We start from the raw sequence: 16,704 nt of genomic DNA, 5'->3' as shown, positions 1-16,704 counted from the left end.
TTTCCTATTTCAGCCTTGTGAACCTTGTTAACATGAACCATGGAAAAATAAAAGTGCAATCTGTTTCTGAATGACGCTTCAGCTACACCCGGCTGCCGCTCCATTTCAGCTTGGCTTTGAGCACGTCGAAGTAGTTCTGGTCGGGCATGGTGATCATCTGAACCGGATTGGGGCTTTTGCTGATGACGATGGTGTCCCGTTCGTCGATCTTCAGTCCCACCTGGCCGTCGCAGGTCAGCATGATGTCCGATGACTCTTCGGCCAGTTGGATCCTGATGACGGCCGAGTCGGGGACCATCAGCGGTCGGTTGGTCAGGGTAAAGGGGCAGATGGGCGTGATCAGGATGCCGGGCACCGACGGGTGAATGATCGGGCCGCCGGCAGCCAGAGAGTAAGCCGTGGAACCGGTGGGCGTGGCCATGATGAGCCCGTCCGCGCGGTAGTCGGTGAGGAACTGGTCGTCGATGTGAGTGCGGATCCGGGCCAGCCGGGCCAGGGCACCTTTGTTGATCACCACGTCATTGAACGCCGACTCCCGGGATATTTCCACGCCTTCGCGGAACGCCTGAATCTGAAGACGCATCTGCGGCCGGGTGGTGAATTGATCGTTCAGGATGGCGTCCGCCGCCTGACAAAGGCGGTCTTCGGTGGTTTCCGCCAGGAACCCCACCTCGCCGAATTTTACGCCGATGATGGGCGTCTGCCGGTCGCCGATCCAGCGAACGGCACTTAAAAAAGTGCCGTCACCGCCCAGAACAAATACACAGAAAAGCGATTTCGACGCCTGCCTGGAAGATGCTTCCGGTTTTTCCCCGCCCGGCAGGCTGCTTTGCCGGCGGATGACCGTGAGTCCTTTACGGACCAGCCACTGTTCGAACCGGTCGGCCTGTTGACAGGCGTTTTCTTCATCCTTGACGACCAAACCGATGCTTTTTCCCATAATGGTATTCCTGAATCGCTGTCATATCAAATTGCGGCCATACCGCCTGGTTCCCCCTCATACATGGGTTTGATGGCCAGGGCAAGGTTTAACCCTCTGCCCGCGGCGACGGGTTGAGCTGTTTAAAACAGCGGGCGTCTCGTGGATCTTCCCGAGGAATGCTGTTGACAGTATTTGCAATGGAACATATATCTTTATTGTGGCAGGCTTAAAAAATGAATTCGCTTCAGAGCTGTCGGCCCCGGTCCGCCGGTTTCCCCGGCGTCGACATGGCGAAAGCCCCGCCCAGGATTTTAACCAACAGAAATCATATGTGATAAATGGTGCTGTCCGTTTCCGTTAACCGACGCCATCGGCTGCCTTTTGACTTGACTGAACTTGATCAACTCAGATATACAACCGTCTTTACTTGGCGTGGATGTTTCACCATAACCAAATGAGAAGGAGAGGCGTGATGAAAAAACGTTTGGGACCATTTCTTGTCGTCGCAGTTGTCGCTGCATTCCTGGTTGCCGCCGGTACCGTCATGGCAGCGGATACCATTAAATTGGGCGTTGCCGGGCCTCACAGTGGAGACCTTGCCTCTTATGGCATCCCGACCATCAAGGCAGCAGAACTGGTAGTAAAAGAGATCAACGCCAAGGGCGGCGTTCTCGGCAAACAGGTGGAACTGCTGGTGGAGGACGATGTCTGCAAGCCTGAAGTGGCCACCAACACCGCCACCAAACTGGTATCCGAAGGGGTGCACGTGGTTCTGGGTCACATCTGCTCCGGTGCCACCAAGGCGGCGCTGGGTATTTACAAGGACTCCAGTATCCCGGTCATGTCCCCATCCGCCACCAACCCCGCACTGACCCAGAGCGGCGATTATCCCAACTTTTTCCGCACCATCGCTTCCGATGATGCCCAGGCCCGCCTGGAAGTCGACTTCGCACTGGATGTCCTCAAATTGAAGAAAATCGCCGTGCTGCACGACAAGGGCGATTACGGCAAGGGCCTGGCCGAATTTGCCAAGGCGTTTCTGGAAAAAGACGCCCGGGCTGAAGTGGTCTTTTATGAAGGTATTACCCCCGGTGCCGTGGACTACAGTGCCGTCGTTCAGAAAATCAAAAGAAGCAAGGCCGAGGCGGTCATTTTCGGCGGCTACCATCCGGAAGCATCCAAAATTGTCTCCCAGATGCGCAAGAAGAGAATGGACACGGTCTTTATCTCCGACGACGGCGTAAAAGACGATACCTTTATCAAGGTGGCCCAGAAATATGCCGAAGGCGTTTATGCCACCGGCCCCATGGACGTATCCAAGAATTCCATGGCCATTGCCGCCAACGAGGCCCACCAGAAAACCTACGCTGCCGACCCGGGTGCATTCTACCTGAACGCATACGCGGCCGCCATCGCACTGCTCAATGCCATCGAGCAGGCCGGCAGCACCGATTACGCTGCGGTCACCAACGCACTCAGGACCAAAGACGTGGAAACCCCGCTGGGTAAAATTCGTTTCGATGATCGCGGTGACGCGATTGGTGTGGGTTTTTCCATGTACCAGGTCAAAGATGGTGCCTACGTCGAATTGAAGTAGAGAAAGTGATTTCGGAACCGTTCAGGGGACAGACATCCTGTGTCTGGCCCCTGACTTTTTATGAAGGTCACTTTGACACGTCCGGCTGCCCGCGGCGGGGCGGTATCCCCCGACTCCTTTTTATGGTCTAATCGTTATGGAATATTTTTTCGAACTTTTTCTGGGCGGGCTCACCCGCGGCAGCATCTATGCGTTGATTGCCCTGGGTTACACCATGGTTTACGGTATCGTGCAACTGATCAATTTTGCCCACGGTGAAATATACATGATCGGTGCTTTCACCGCTTTGATCGTGATCAGCGTGCTGACCATTCTGGGGTGGAACCAGATTGCGATTTTGTTGATCGCCGCCGTGGTCGCCGTGGTGTATTCATCGGCTTACGGTTACACCATGGAAAAAATCGCCTACAAGCCCCTTCGCCAGGCTCCCCGCCTGTCCGCACTGATCAGCGCCATCGGCATGTCCCTGTTTCTGCAAAACTATGTATTGCTGGCGCAGACTTCGGATTTCATGCCTTTTCCCGGGCTCATCCCCGATTTTGAATTCATGGAACCCTATGCCCACATTATCGGCTCGCCGGAAGTGGTCATTTTGGTGACGACCACGATTGTCATGGTCCTGCTGACCTTCCTGATCAAATTTACCAAGATCGGGAAAGCCATGCGCGCCACCGCCCAGGATCGGGATATGGCCATGCTGGTGGGGGTGGATGTCAACCGGGTGATATCGGTTACCTTTATCATCGGTTCGGCGACGGCGGCCATCGGGGGGGTGCTGATCGCTTCGCACATCGGGCAGATCAATTTCTACATCGGATTCATTGCCGGCATCAAAGCCTTCGTGGCGGCGGTGCTGGGGGGCATCGGGTCAATCCCCGGCGCGGTATTGGGGTCGCTGGTGCTCGGATGGACCGAATCTTTTTTCACCGGTTATATTTCCAGTGACTATGAAGATGTGTTTGCCTTCGTCTTTCTGGTCTTGATCCTGATCTTCAGACCGGCAGGTATTCTGGGGCGCTCAACCACAGAGAAGGTGTAACGGCTTAATATTGATACGACCGGCAATGGGCAGCCTGTCGCCGGCAACCATGCGCATTGAGAAGCAAACATCCATGATAGCAAACGAACTCAAAAAATCATTCCAGGTCTGCATCTGGTTCATGTTTTTAACTTTCCCCATCATGGTGATCCGGGTCAATACGGTGGAAAACATCATCGAATGGCGCTGGGCCAACCTGTTTTTCGTGGGGATCGGCAGTTTTGTGCTGAGTGCAGTCTGGCGGTTCCTGATCCGCCGCAAGGAACGCGGCTCCCAGGAAACGGTTGCCGACGGCGTTGACCGGGTGACCCTGAGCCAGCGATTGCTGGCTGACCGGCGTTTCACCATACCCGCGCTGATCACGGTGGGGGTCGGTGCCGTGGCCTTTCCTTTCGTCTTTTCCATCTACCAGACCAACATCATGATAACGGCCCTTATCTATGTCCTGCTGGGCCTGGGGCTTAACATCGTGGTGGGCGTCGCCGGCCTGCTGGATTTGGGCTATGCCGCCTTTTACTGCGTCGGCGCCTATTCCTATGCACTGCTCAACTATCATTTTGGACTCGGTTTCTGGACGGTACTCGGCATCGGTGCCGGCCTGGCGGCCCTGTTCGGCATCATCCTCGGGTTTCCCGTACTTCGGCTGCGGGGAGACTACCTGGCCATTGTCACCCTGGGATTCGGGGAAATCATTCGCCTGATAATGGAAAACTGGAACGAATTTTCTTTCGGGCCCAGTGGCATCGCCAACATTCCCCGACCGGGGTTTTTCGGTGTGGACATGAACATCGAACAGGCGACCATTTACATTTATTTTCTGATGATCATCCTGAGCCTGTTTACCATCTTTGTGGTCAACCGCCTGCAGAATTCGCGGATCGGAAGGGCCTGGATCGCCCTTCGTGAGGACGAGGTGGCCTGCCAGGCCATGGGGATCGACAAGCGTAAAACCAAGCTTATGGCCTTTGCGTTGGGGGCCACCTGGGCGGGATTCGCCGGGGTGGTTTTTGCCGCCAAGACCACTTTTATCAACCCGGCCAGTTTCACGCTTTGGGAATCGATCAACATCCTTTGTGTGGTGGTGCTGGGCGGCATGGGGTCCATTGTGGGCGTCATTGTCGGTGCATTTATTCTGATTCTCCTACCCGAATACCTGCGCTTTCTTTCCGAATACCGCATACTGGCATTCGGAGCGATCCTGGTGGTGATGATGGTGTTCCGGCCTGGTGGTATCGTGGAAACGGTGCGGCGGACCTATCAGTACAAAGAAACCGAACATGATGTGCCGCATGGGCGGCCAGCAGCCCAATAGATAAAGGATATGGAACCAATACTCGACGTACAGCAACTGACAATGGATTTTGGCGGCCTGCGTGCCCTGGATAAAGTCGATCTGGATGTCCGCCAGGGGGAAATCGTGGCCCTGATCGGGCCCAACGGTGCCGGCAAGACGACTTTTTTCAATTGCATTACCGGGATCTACAACCCAACCGGCGGGGATGTCATGATCAGCCCCCCGAAAAACGGAGCGGCGCAGCGGATCAACGGGCTCAAACCCAACCGGGTTACCGAAAAGGGGTTGGCCCGGACCTTTCAGAATATCCGCCTCTTCCAGAACATGACGGTTCTCGAAAATGTGATGATCGGCTGCCACTGCCGGATGAAAGCCGGTATCCTGGGCGCTGTCCTGAGGGGAATATCCACGCGCCGGGAAGAGGAGGCGGTGGTCCAGAAAAGCTATTCGATCCTGAAAAAGATCGGTCTTGACAAGCATGTCAACGATTTCGCCAAAAACCTGCCATACGGTGCCCAGCGGCGCCTGGAAATCGCCAGGGCCATGGCCACCGAGCCCTTCATGTTGCTCCTGGATGAACCGGCCGCCGGCATGAATCCCCACGAGACCCAGGAACTGGACGAACTCATCCTCAGAATACGTGAAAGTGAAGGCATCTCTATTCTGCTTATAGAGCATGACATGAAGCTGGTCATGAGCCTTTCGGACCGCATTTTTGTCATGGATTATGGTAAAAAAATTGCCCAGGGCACACCTGCAGCGATCAGCAAGAATTCTGACGTGATAAAGGCCTATCTCGGAGAGGAAATAGATGCTTAGCCTCGTTGATATTCATACCTATTACGGCAACATACACGCGCTCAAAGGCGTCAGCCTGGAGGTCAAAGAGGGTGAGATCATCACCCTGATCGGTGCCAACGGCGCCGGCAAAACCACGACCCTGATGTCCATCTCCGGGATCGTTCCGCCGAGAAACGGGAACGTTCACTTCCTGGGGGAGGCCATTACCCGTGTAAACCCCAACAAGATCGTTTCCATGGGCATCAGCCAGGTGCCGGAAGGCCGTCGAATTTTCCCCTACCTCTCCGTGCTGGAAAACCTGGATATGGGGGCATTCCTGCGGAACGACCAGGAGGGTGTGAAATCGGACCTGGATTATGTGTTCAGCCTGTTTCCCATCCTTGCGGAGCGACGCAACCAGGCCGGGGGAACCTTGAGCGGCGGCGAGCAGCAGATGCTGGCCATCTCACGGGCCCTGATGGCCCGACCCCGCCTGCTGCTTCTGGATGAACCCTCTCTCGGGCTGGCCCCGCTGATTGTAAAACAGATATTCGAAATCATTAAAAAAATTAATAGCGAGAACAACACCACCATTTTTCTCGTGGAACAGAACGCCAATCTTGCCCTGAAAGTCGCCCACCGGGGATATGTCATGGAAAATGGGCGGATTACCCTCTCCGATGCTGCCAGCAGCCTGCTGGTCAATGAAGAGGTGAAAAAGGCTTATTTAGGTATTTAGGCGTCCTCGGAAAACGACTGAACCCTGTCACTGCAATACCGCAGGGCCTCAGGGCCAATGCGCCGGCCTGGTGCGAGCCGCTGAAAACGGGGCCCGGGATGTCCAGGCCTTGCCGGAGCGGCGACTGGCGACTATCGATAGCGCCCGCCCGACACCCGTCGGCTGCGCCTTCCACCGGCTGTCAAGGTTGCCGGCCCTTTTTGCCCTTGCCCCTTTGATTGGGAAAAATATTACATACTGTGGTGCCAATGCCACCACTTTTTATTGCCATTGGCTGTGCCGGATGGATGAAAGTCCGTGCAAAAAATTATATAACTATAAGAAAATATAAGTAAATTTTGATCTACAACGTTTTTCCGGCATTCTATTTGCTTTTCCAGGGCGATATGCTCGACGCAAAACATTGCAGCGTTTTGTTCAACCCTTATCATCAATGTGAAATGCCATGAATACCACGAATAACGACACCACTGCTTCATTCCATTTCAAGGATGTGGTCATCTTTTTCCTTACGGTGACCACCTGTACATTGTTATTGACCGCCGCCTGTACGTTTTCCTCAACTGCCGATACCGTTCATGTCCCCCTGCAAAAGCTGGCAATGCCGCAGTCGCCCGGCCCACTTGACCTGCTGCCTGAACCCGAGCCCGTATCCCCCGTGATTGAGGTTGCCCTGACGGATACCACCCGGATTCTTCCGGAGATAACTGTGACACAGGATGCCGTCGTGCCGAACGAATCGATCCCCTTCCACGGTATCATCGTCCGGGCGGCCGGGAGGTATGAAGTGGATCCGGATTTGATACGCGCCATCATCCTTGCAGAATCCGGGTACAATCCCAATGCGGAATCCAAAAAAGGGGCCCGGGGGCTGATGCAACTGATGCCTTCAACCGCCCGGGCGATGGGAGTCCAGGATGCCTACGACCCCGCCGAGAATATTGATGGCGGCGTCCGTTATTTCAAGTCGCTGCTGGACCGTTTCGACGGGGACGTGCAGCTGGCTCTGGCGGCTTACAATGCCGGTTCCCGCCATGTTCGAAATTATGAGGGGATACCCCCGTTTAAGGCCACACAGCGCTACATCAAAAAAGTTCTCCATTTTCACGAAAAGTTCAAAATGGAGCAGTCCGCGGATTCCCGGCGGATTGCCTGACGCGGTGTCATTCATCATCTGTCTTACCTTACGGACGCTTTCGTCCTGACCACTGTTTTCAAACGGAATCAACTCTTTGGTTGTCCTTCGGCCGGCTTCTCCGGCACCTTGGATCTTTCCCTTTTTTTTCTTGCGTCAGGGTTTCCATAAAAAAACTATTGGCATATGTGCACTGATAAACTATGCTGACCCCTTTTTGTTTTTCCAACCGTTTCCTTGTGCCCAGGGCTAAAGTTATCAGCCGATCAGGGGATAGGTAAATCGTGGGCCCATTGACATAAACGAGACATGTCGGTTTGGCATGGATTTGATATCAACGAAAATCAAGGCCATTGTGGGGCCCAATGTCACCGGGTGGTATCATATTCGAAAAAAGAGGTTAACATGAGAAGGATTGGGTGGTTGTTTTTTATTTTACTGATGCCCGTGCTGGCATGGGCTGAAGGGGGGCATGGGGCCGCCGCATCGGCCGATTTGACCGGTACGGTCTTTGGCTATCTGGGAATCATTATTTTTGTCCTGGCCTATGCGCTGGTACCCCTGGAAAATTCGATTCACCTGCGCAAAAGCAAACCGGTGCTTCTGGCTGCCGGTCTTATCTGGGTGCTTTTGTCGATTGCCTATATCCGTATCGGAGATACCCATACGGCCCACCAGGCAATCAAGCACAGCCTGTTGGAATATGCGGAATTGTTTTTGTTTCTGCTGGCCGCCATGACCTACATCAACGCCATGGAAGAACGAAATGTCTTCCAGTCCCTGCGGGCCTTTCTGGTGTCACGGGGGTTCTCCCTGCGGTCCATCTTCTGGGTGACCGGGGCATTGGCATTTCTGATCTCACCCATTGCCGACAACCTGACGACGGCCCTGCTGATGGGGGCCGTGGTCATGGCCGTGGGCGGGGACAACAAGAAGTTCGTGGCCCTGGCCTGCATCAACGTGGTGGTCGGCGCCAACGCCGGCGGCGCTTTTTCGCCCTTCGGGGACATTACCACCCTGATGGTCTGGCAGAAAGGGAAGGTCCAATTCAGTGAATTTTTCAACATCTTTTTTCCGTCCCTGGTCAACTGGCTGATTCCTGCGGCTATCATGAGCCTGGCCATTGAAAAGGCGTCTCCAAAAAAAGTCGATGAAAAGGTGGAGATGAAATACGGGGCCAAGGCCATCATGGCCTTTTTTCTGGCGACCATCACCACGGCGGTCTGTTTCCACAATTTTCTGCACCTCCCGCCGGTTGCCGGAATGATGCTGGGGCTGGGATTCCTGGGCCCCCTGTCCTATCACATCAAGCTCCACGAGGGCCGCTCGGAGCGCTATGATTATATCCTTGGGGCCCGGGGTGCCGAATCGGTCTACCCCATTACCACCATCGTCAAGAGCAAACTGGACCTGTCGACGATCATCGAAAAGGTCGACCTGCCTGCCTTTGCCATCGATGCCAACCACACGGTCACCCACTGGAACAAGGCCTGTGAGGCCTATACCGGGATCAAGGCCAAGGAGGTGGTGGGCACCCGCGATCAGTGGAAACCCTTTTACGAAAATAAACAGCCGGTGATGGCCGACCTGGTGCTCAATTACCTGCCGGAAAAGATGATCGACAGACACTATGAGGGGCATTTCAAACGCAACGAATACATCAGCGGAGCCTACGAGGCCTCCCGGTTTGTCCCCACACTGGGCGAAAAGGGGCGCTGGGTCTCTTTTTCCGGTGCACCCGTGAAGGACGAGACCGGCGAGGTTGTCGGTGCCGTTGAGGTGCTGCAGGATTTTACGGAAAAGAAAGCCGCCGCCAAGCATTTTGATCTCATGAAAAAGATTGCCCGTGCCGAGTGGGATACCCTGCTGTTTTTTTACGGCGTGATTCTCTGTGTGGGCGGACTGGCGCAGTTTGGATACCTGGCGGCCGTTTCCCAGTATATGTACCTTGACCTGGGGGCCACGTCGGCCAATGTGATTGTCGGGTTCCTTTCCGCAATCGTGGACAACATTCCGGTCATGTTTGCCGTGCTCACCATGGACCCGGCCATGTCTCACGGGCAATGGCTGCTGGTGACCTTGACGGCGGGGGTTGGCGGCAGCATGCTCTCCATCGGCTCAGCCGCCGGCGTCGCCCTCATGGGTACGGCCAGGGGAACCTACACCTTCGGTGCCCACCTGAAATGGACGCCCATCATTATTCTGGGATATGCGGCCAGCATCATATGCCACCTGTTTATCAATTCTCACCTAATGTAAATTCAGGGGTTTTGACTGACGGTTGAAGGGGGTTGGAAAAAATCATGGGTGCGGCAGTCGCCTGCACCCATGATTTTTCAGGGAATGATGATAAAATCCGCGTCGGCGCGGGTCAGGCTGTCGGGATCGAAGATGTCCGGTGTGTGGGGCAGCAGCACCGTCAGCGGCATCGGGGAACGGTTGCCGACCTGGTAAGGGATGCCCATTTTACGGGCATGGCCGGAGCCGGCCAGCAGCACCATGACCCGGTCAGGGTGCTTTTCCAGGTGATGGACGGCGTTGATGGCCATGGCGGTGTCCCACACCAGCTGGGCCTCGCAAAAGTGGATAAAATCCATACTGCCGTGGCCATGGGCGCCGAATGCGCTGCGGATGAAATCCCGGTACTCGCGGGTTACGTTGCAGGACACCCCCTCCAGTTCCTCCCGCTGAGATTCCGACAATGACGCAAATCCCTGCCGGGCCACCTGCCGGGTGATGCCCCTGGAGACATTCAGACCCACCATGGGAATCTTTTCATCCCGGGCATAGATGAAAATCTCGCGGTAAAGGGGCCAGGGAAAATTCCAGTTGTCCAGATAAGTTTTTTTGAAATCCTTTTCAGTCAGCTCACCGGCCACCCATCGATCCAGTGCATTTTGACTGTCTTTCCGAAACATTTCCAATCCGATGGACAAGGGCGCCGATTGTGCGTTCAGTGCCCGGATCACCCGGAGCTGGGCGGTGTGGTGCGCAGGATTGGTGTGGTGTTCTCCCACCAGCACGAGACGGCTGTGTTTCAGTTTTGCCACGGCGTGCGGACCGGAAATGGGTTGCCGTGTTTCAAGATCGTATAGGTTCAGCGGGCCGGTCTTCGCTGGCCCGCGGCAACCGCCGGCCAGGAGAATGACCGTGAGGGTCGACAGTGCCATGATGGATCGGAAAAGATGCCTGGTCATGGAATAGCTCCTTGATGGGTGTTCATACGGAACCGGCTTCCGGGTCCGATCTGTGTCTCGTCAGCAAGCACCTGATCGCAGGAATATCAACGATAGGGCTGCGACCAAGCGGTTGCAGGCATTGATCCCCGCCTGCGCGTTTATGGGCGGGTCGCCGTTTCCCAGCGAACCATCAGGGGTGACCGTTTGACCTCCCAGGTCCCCTTGATCCGGTTGCGTCCGTCGCTGAAGGCAAGGTAGCTGTAGCGGCCGTAGTGAGGAATCTTAACGGTGGCCGAGCCGGCTGCTTCCGGGCTGAGCGGGTGTATCAGGGAGACAATGTTTTTCGAATGGTCGGGATGCCGGGCCACGAAGAAGAGCACATCGGTCGAGTCGTTGAACCGCTGCCCCCCTGCCTGAAAACTTCCGGGCGCCAGTTCAAGGTTCCGGGGAAGCCATTGTGCCAGCGTCGGTTGGGCTGGCAGCCCGATGAACAGCAGATCGTTGCCGGCGGCTTCCGCCGGGTCGAAATCCGTTTCATCAACAATCCGGATCGATCCAAGTCCCATGGCCCGGGCCAATTGTCCTGCCAGGGGGCGGCCGAACCGGCCCATCCGTCTGGCAACCACGGCAACGGGGGCTGACGAACCCTTCAGGGTGTTGACGGTGGGTGGCATCTCCTGCGGGGAAAGCCGCCTGAACAGGTGGTAGTCAGGGTCGGCGACCAGTGCCCGGGGCTTCGTCCTGCTGGGTATATCGAAGGCCGTTTGCCCTGTGGACAGGCGAACCGCCTGCTTTATCGGTCCTTCCCCGGTTTCCACAACCAGATCGATGGTGACGTCGTAATAGGGTTTTTCCTGAACGATGCGGCCGATGGTCCGATAGCTGCCGTCGCCTGCTATTTGACGGGTCCCTTTTAATTGTATCTGCGGGGCCCCCGGGCGGTCAACCCACTGCCGGAAGAAGGCTTCCAGGGGTCGGCCGGCCTGCCTTTCGAAGATTTTCTGCAGGTCCTGCCAGGAGGCGTGTTGGAACAGGAACTGCCGGTACAGGTCCCGCAGCGCGTTCCAGAACGCCGCATCGCCCAGTTTCTGGTGCAGCATGTGAAAGACCATTGCCGCTTTGTCATATCCCACGGCTTTGGTAACCGGGTCTGTTCGGGACCGGAAGCGGTTGAGGGGGAAATCGCTTTCCGGCGAGACCAGGGATGAAAAATTGCGCAAGGCCTGTCTCCGGTAGTCCATGGCAGCATCGGATGATTGGTTGGCCTTGTTCAGGTAGTCGGCCGTATAGGAGGCCAGTCCTTCGCACCAGTTGCCCGAGGCAGAATCCACCAGCACCCCGTTGCCCCACCAGTTGTGTACGATTTCATGGGGCAGGCTCGTATGGGGGATAAAAGGCAGGCGCAGGACCCTGCCCCCGATGAGGGTGTAGGCGGGGAAGCCGTAGCCGGTGGGGAAAAAGTTTTCCACCACGGAAAAACCGTCAAAGGGATAGGCGCCGAACAAATCGCTGTAGCGCTTCAGGTAGTCCAGGGAGGCTTCAAGGTAGCGCGGTGACAAGTGGCGGTTTTCAGGAAAAAGAAAGGTGGCGGCCGTGGTGCCGTGCCCCGATCGCCGGTCGACCACATAAGGACCGGCAGACAGGCTCAGTCCTTCCAGCGGATTGTCGATCTGCCAGCGGCTGACGGTCCTTTTACCGGTGTGAGCGATGTCGACCGCTCGTCCCGTCGTGACCGCTACGGTGTCCGCAGGACCCTCCACGCGAAGGTCGAACGACTCGCGGGCATCGGCCAACCGGGGGTACCAGCCTGCACCGGCCAGGATGAAGGTTCCCGCGGGGGAGATGGTCCCGCTTACCCCAAACCCGGGATTGTCGGCATTCAGGGGGCGGACCGGCGCCGGGTCGTCGAACCGGCAGGTATAATGGATGTCCAGATCAACCGTCAGGGGTGACAGGTTTGGATTGGGGCTCAGGGCTAACCGTCCCCGGCGAAACGTGTAAGGGTGGTCGCGGCCATCGATGCGAATTGAAAGCAGGTGGACGCGGGGAGAAATCGACAGGTGCAAGGGGCCCTTTGGCGACCCGTGGATATGGATCCGGTCGCGTCCTTCCAGTTCCGAACGTTCTGGGAACAGGCGGATGGTCAGGTTGTGGTCCGCGGCCAACGGCATTGCCATGTTCGCCAAAGCAGCGCTTGGCACCAATGCCCAGACCGACAGAATTATCAGGATAAGGCGGTTTGAAGGAATGTCTGCTGGTGTCACGTCAATGCTCCTGGTCAACATGCCCATATCTGGGGTGGCGGTCATAGGATGTGAACCAAAAACTAAGTGCTCTGGCACCAAAAGCAATTGCGGAGCGATTTTCCTTTTTCGTGCGGAAGGATTCATGATAAGGCAGCACCTATGAATAACGCGGTTTATCGTCAACTGGCGGATCATCTCGACCAGCTTCCCGGTGGATTCCCGTCCACTGCGGATGGTGTGGAACTGCGTATTTTGCGGCATCTGTTCACGGAATCCGAGGCCCGCCTGGCCTGTCAATTGACCCTGATTCCAGAGACGGCGCGAGTGGTCGCCTATCGTTGCGGAACGACGGAAGATGCCGCGGAAACGATGCTGGCGGCCATGTGGAACAAAGGACTGATTTTAAAAAATGAATCCGGGGGGAACGCGCCGCGCTACATGGCGTCCCAGTTTGTGGTCGGCATCTGGGAATTCCAGGTCAACCGACTGACCCCCGAACTGGTGACGGACATGGCCGCCTACATTCCGGTACTCCTCGATGCCGGCGTCTGGCGGCGTGCCCCCCAGATGCGCACGATTCCCGTGAACCGGAGCATCGATCCGAAACTGCCGGTGTTGCCCCATGAAGCGGCAGCGGCGTTGATTCGTGATAAGGACCATTTCGTGGTCTCCCCGTGTATCTGCCGAAAAGAGCAGCGCATGGCCGGGCATGGTTGCGACGGCCCGCTGGACACCTGCATTTCCTTTGGTGATGCCGGCAGCTACTTCGTTAAATCGGGCATCGGCCGACCGGTGGATCGACAGACGGTGCTGGACCTCTTGGACACCGCAGACCGTTCCGCCCTGGTTCTCCAGCCCAGCAACAGCCGTGATCCGGCGTGGATCTGCTGTTGCTGCGGATGCTGCTGCGGGGTGCTCCGTACGATCAAAACCTACTCCAGACCCGCCGACCTGATGGCCGCCCCCTTCGTCGCCCGCATGGACAGCCGGTTGTGCACCGGTTGCGGTCTTTGCGCGGACCGGTGCCAAATGGACGCCCTGACGGTCCGGAGTAAAAGCGTTCACCTGGACCGGAACCGCTGCATCGGCTGCGGCCTGTGTGTTTCCACCTGTCCCACCGGTGCCCTCCGGCTGACCCGCAAACCCCGGTCCGAGCAACCCCCGGTGCCGGCGAACATGGCCACGGCGTTGCTGCGGACTGCCTGGAAACGCAAGAAGATAGGCCCGTTTCGGGCCGCGGTGCAAATCGGACGGTCGCAGCGGGATCGATACCTGGCGACCAGACGGACAAAAAAGGACACCCCCGGTGACGACCGATAGAGCCCACCCCCACCCTCCGGCCCAACCGTTCTGGAAAACCACGTCCCTGGAACAGATGAGCCGCGAACAGTGGGAGTCGCTGTGCGACGGCTGCGGCCGTTGCTGCCTGCAGAAATTTCAGGATGGTAAAACGGGAAAGGTCACCTACACCTGGGTCTCCTGCTACCTGCTGGACGTCCGGGCGTGCTGCTGCACCGACTACGACAACCGGACCACCCTGGTGCCCGACTGCCTGGTGCTGACTCCCCGGCAGATTCCCCGATTGCGGTGGCTGCCCAAAACCTGTGCCTACCGGCGGCTGTCTGAAGGCAAGGATCTGGCCGATTGGCACCCCCTGGTTTCCGGTGACCCGCAGTCGGTCCACCGGGCCGGGATATCGGTGCGGGACAAGGCCATCTCCGAAGTGTACATTCATCCCGAGGATGTGGGATTTTACGCCATTGGCTACCGGATTTGAACCGATCCCCTGGCCTCCGGGCGGCCGGGTTCGATCCTGTCCTGACGGTATCCTTTTCCCAGACCTTTTTCAGGGGCGCCCCAGTCTGCCTTGGGGCTTGACATCTGGCCGGTGTATGGTAATAACGGGCCAACCAATTTCTTGTTTTCATTGAGTATTTGAATCATGGTGATATTCGCTTCTACTTTCAGGCGGTTGAGATAAAACGCCACCGTTTCGGAAGCGGCCACCAAACCTCGAAATGGAGAAGGTGATGACGGGAGTGTTCATAACGACCCTCGGGGGTCTTGGCATGTTTATCCTCGGAATGAAGATGATGACCGACGGTCTCCAGATGTCCGCCGGCAAGCGCATCAAGGCCATCTTGAGCGCCGTATCTTCCAACCGGGTAGTGGGATGCCTCACCGGCGCCTTTGTCACGGCCATGGTCCAATCCTCGTCCGCCACCACCGTGATGCTGATCGGATTCGTCACCGCCGGGCTGATGACCCTGCAGCAGTCGGTGGGTATGATCCTGGGCGCCAACGTGGGGACGACGGTCACGGCCCAGCTCATTGCATTCAAGCTGACCAAACTGGCCCTTCCGGCCATCGCTGCCGGGGTCGTTCTCAAATATTTCACCCAGCAGAAGAGGACCCGCTATATCGGAGATGTGATTCTGGGATTCGGTCTTCTGTTTTACGGCATGACCGTCATGAAGCTCGGCCTGGCGCCCATCAAGAGTGACCCCACTTTCCTGGCTTTTTTTACCAAGTTCGACCCCGGTTCGGTGGGCGGCCTGTTGCTGTGCGTGGTGGTGGGGGCCACGCTGACGATCATGGTCCAGTCTTCCTCGGCCACCATCGGTCTCACCATGACCCTGGCCAGCCAGGGCCTGCTGACCTTTCCCGGTGCCATGGCCCTGGTGCTGGGGGAGAATATCGGCACGACGATCACGGCCGAACTGGCCACCATCGGCTCCAACAACATCAACGCCCACCGGGCGGCTAGGGCCCACACCATGTTCAATGTCATCGGCGTGACCCTCATGTTGTGCATCTTCCCCCTGTTCGTAAAACTGGTGGAGGCAATGACCCTGGGGCTCGGAGCCGGTCCCGTGGACCAGGTGGTGGGGGGTGATGTGGTCAACATTGCCCGCTATATTGCCAACGGCCATACCCTGTTCAACGTGATCAACGCCTCCTTTTTTCTTCTGGTGCTGCCCTGGCTGATCAAAGTCGCCATATTGCTTTCACCGAAGGAAGAGGAGGACGTCGACTACTACCGGCTTCCCAATTTCGGCGATCGGCTCATTGACACCCCGATTGCGGCCATCGTGGAAACCCGCAGCGAAATCCTGCGCATGGCCCAGACCGCCCAATATACCTTTCGAAAGACGGTGAAACGGCTAAAGGACAGGGACTACAAGAAGCTGGCCAAGTGGCGGCAGGTGGAAAATCATCTGGACGACATGCAGCGGGAGATCGTGGCCTACCTCACCCGGATCTACCAGAGCGATGTGAGCGAGTCCGAGGCCAAAGAAATCTCCAGCCTGATGCGCATGACCAACAACATCGAACGTGTGGGCGATTCCGTGGAAAACATTGCCCAGGCCATCGAGGATATGATTGAGGGCCACCTGACCTTTACCGATCGGGCCATGGGCGATCTGAATCAGTTGGTCGACAAGGTGGCCGAGTTCATGGACCTGATCATTTCGGCCATGCGCCAGCGGCCGGTCAACTTCATGAATCAGGCCGACAGCCTTGAAAATGCCATCGATGCCATGCGCGAACGCTATCGTGACGACCATATCCAGCGGCTTCGTTCCTGCGAGTGCGGCATCGACCAGGGGCTGGTATACGTCAGTCTGCTGACCAATCTGGAGAAGATCGGCGATTATTGCTTCAATATTGCCGAGGCGGTGGCCGGTAAAAAATAAGCGCCTGGCGGTTGGTTAACCGTCAGTATGAAAATTCCGGCCCGGTGGACGTCCATTGCCCATCGGGCCGGTGAT

The 16,704-nt window shown here is 56.8% G+C and carries 13 protein-coding genes; 10 read left to right on the top strand and 3 right to left on the bottom strand.

Going from position 1 to position 16,704, the window contains the following annotated elements; all coding sequences use genetic code 11:
* Nucleotides 1–82: 82 nt before the first annotated feature.
* Nucleotides 83–940, bottom strand: coding sequence for an NAD(+)/NADH kinase (locus tag DSCA_RS15330; protein ID WP_155317255.1), 858 nt, complete (start codon nucleotides 938–940; stop codon nucleotides 83–85).
* A 454-nt stretch (nucleotides 941–1,394) separates the two neighbouring features.
* On the opposite strand from DSCA_RS15330, the gene DSCA_RS15325 reads away from it, so the two are divergent.
* The 7 genes from DSCA_RS15325 (at nucleotide 1,395) to nhaD (ending at nucleotide 9,765) form a co-directional block, all read left to right on the top strand.
* Entirely contained in the window at nucleotides 1,395–2,519 is a 1,125-nt protein-coding gene (locus DSCA_RS15325) for a branched-chain amino acid ABC transporter substrate-binding protein (protein WP_155317254.1), read from the top strand.
* 136 nt (nucleotides 2,520–2,655) lie between these two features.
* Nucleotides 2,656–3,558, top strand: coding sequence for a branched-chain amino acid ABC transporter permease (locus DSCA_RS15320; protein WP_174783990.1), 903 nt, complete (start codon nucleotides 2,656–2,658; stop codon nucleotides 3,556–3,558).
* Nucleotides 3,559–3,631: 73 nt separating this feature from the next.
* Nucleotides 3,632–4,870 carry an ABC transporter permease subunit gene (locus tag DSCA_RS15315; protein WP_155317252.1) on the top strand — a complete coding sequence of 413 codons (1,239 nt, stop codon included), beginning with the start codon at nucleotides 3,632–3,634 and terminating at the stop codon, nucleotides 4,868–4,870.
* Between the two features lie 9 nt (nucleotides 4,871–4,879).
* Entirely contained in the window at nucleotides 4,880–5,671 is a 792-nt protein-coding gene (locus DSCA_RS15310) for an ABC transporter ATP-binding protein (protein ID WP_155317251.1), read from the top strand.
* Complete coding sequence (locus tag DSCA_RS15305; protein WP_155317250.1) at nucleotides 5,664–6,371, top strand: ABC transporter ATP-binding protein; 708 nt, start codon at nucleotides 5,664–5,666, stop codon at nucleotides 6,369–6,371. Before DSCA_RS15310 ends, DSCA_RS15305 begins: the two co-directional genes overlap by 8 nt.
* 445 nt (nucleotides 6,372–6,816) lie before the next feature.
* Nucleotides 6,817–7,527 (top strand): lytic transglycosylase domain-containing protein, encoded by a 711-nt coding sequence (locus DSCA_RS15300; protein WP_197904802.1) that lies wholly within the window; start codon nucleotides 6,817–6,819, stop codon nucleotides 7,525–7,527.
* A gap of 402 nt (nucleotides 7,528–7,929) precedes the next feature.
* Nucleotides 7,930–9,765, top strand: a complete 1,836-nt coding sequence (nhaD, locus tag DSCA_RS15295; protein ID WP_331457165.1) for a sodium:proton antiporter NhaD — start codon at nucleotides 7,930–7,932, stop codon at nucleotides 9,763–9,765.
* 77 nt (nucleotides 9,766–9,842) lie between these two features.
* Here the strand turns inward: nhaD and DSCA_RS15290 are convergent, their stop codons facing one another.
* Together DSCA_RS15290 and DSCA_RS15285 are read right to left on the bottom strand one after the other, a co-directional pair.
* Nucleotides 9,843–10,703, bottom strand: coding sequence for a ChaN family lipoprotein (locus DSCA_RS15290; protein ID WP_155317248.1), 861 nt, complete (start codon nucleotides 10,701–10,703; stop codon nucleotides 9,843–9,845).
* Between the two features lie 140 nt (nucleotides 10,704–10,843).
* Nucleotides 10,844–12,862: a M1 family metallopeptidase gene (locus tag DSCA_RS15285; RefSeq protein WP_155317247.1), complete on the bottom strand. Its 2,019-nt coding sequence runs from the start codon at nucleotides 12,860–12,862 to the stop codon at nucleotides 10,844–10,846.
* Between the two features lie 228 nt (nucleotides 12,863–13,090).
* On the opposite strand from DSCA_RS15285, the gene DSCA_RS15280 reads away from it, so the two are divergent.
* The 3 genes from DSCA_RS15280 to DSCA_RS15270 all read left to right on the top strand — a co-directional run bounded on the left by DSCA_RS15280 (nucleotide 13,091) and on the right by DSCA_RS15270 (nucleotide 16,629).
* Nucleotides 13,091–14,251, top strand: a complete 1,161-nt coding sequence (locus DSCA_RS15280; RefSeq protein ID WP_155317246.1) for a 4Fe-4S binding protein — start codon at nucleotides 13,091–13,093, stop codon at nucleotides 14,249–14,251.
* Nucleotides 14,238–14,708: a YcgN family cysteine cluster protein gene (locus DSCA_RS15275; RefSeq protein WP_197904801.1), complete on the top strand. Its 471-nt coding sequence runs from the start codon at nucleotides 14,238–14,240 to the stop codon at nucleotides 14,706–14,708. Before DSCA_RS15280 ends, DSCA_RS15275 begins: the two co-directional genes overlap by 14 nt.
* A gap of 253 nt (nucleotides 14,709–14,961) precedes the next feature.
* Nucleotides 14,962–16,629, top strand: coding sequence for a Na/Pi cotransporter family protein (locus DSCA_RS15270; RefSeq protein ID WP_155317245.1), 1,668 nt, complete (start codon nucleotides 14,962–14,964; stop codon nucleotides 16,627–16,629).
* Nucleotides 16,630–16,704: the final 75 nt, after the last annotated feature.

Origin of the sequence: Desulfosarcina alkanivorans (assembly GCF_009688945.1) — a bacterium.
In the GTDB taxonomy this organism is placed as follows: domain Bacteria; phylum Desulfobacterota; class Desulfobacteria; order Desulfobacterales; family Desulfosarcinaceae; genus Desulfosarcina; species Desulfosarcina alkanivorans.
This window is presented reverse-complemented; position numbering and strand designations above follow the sequence as displayed.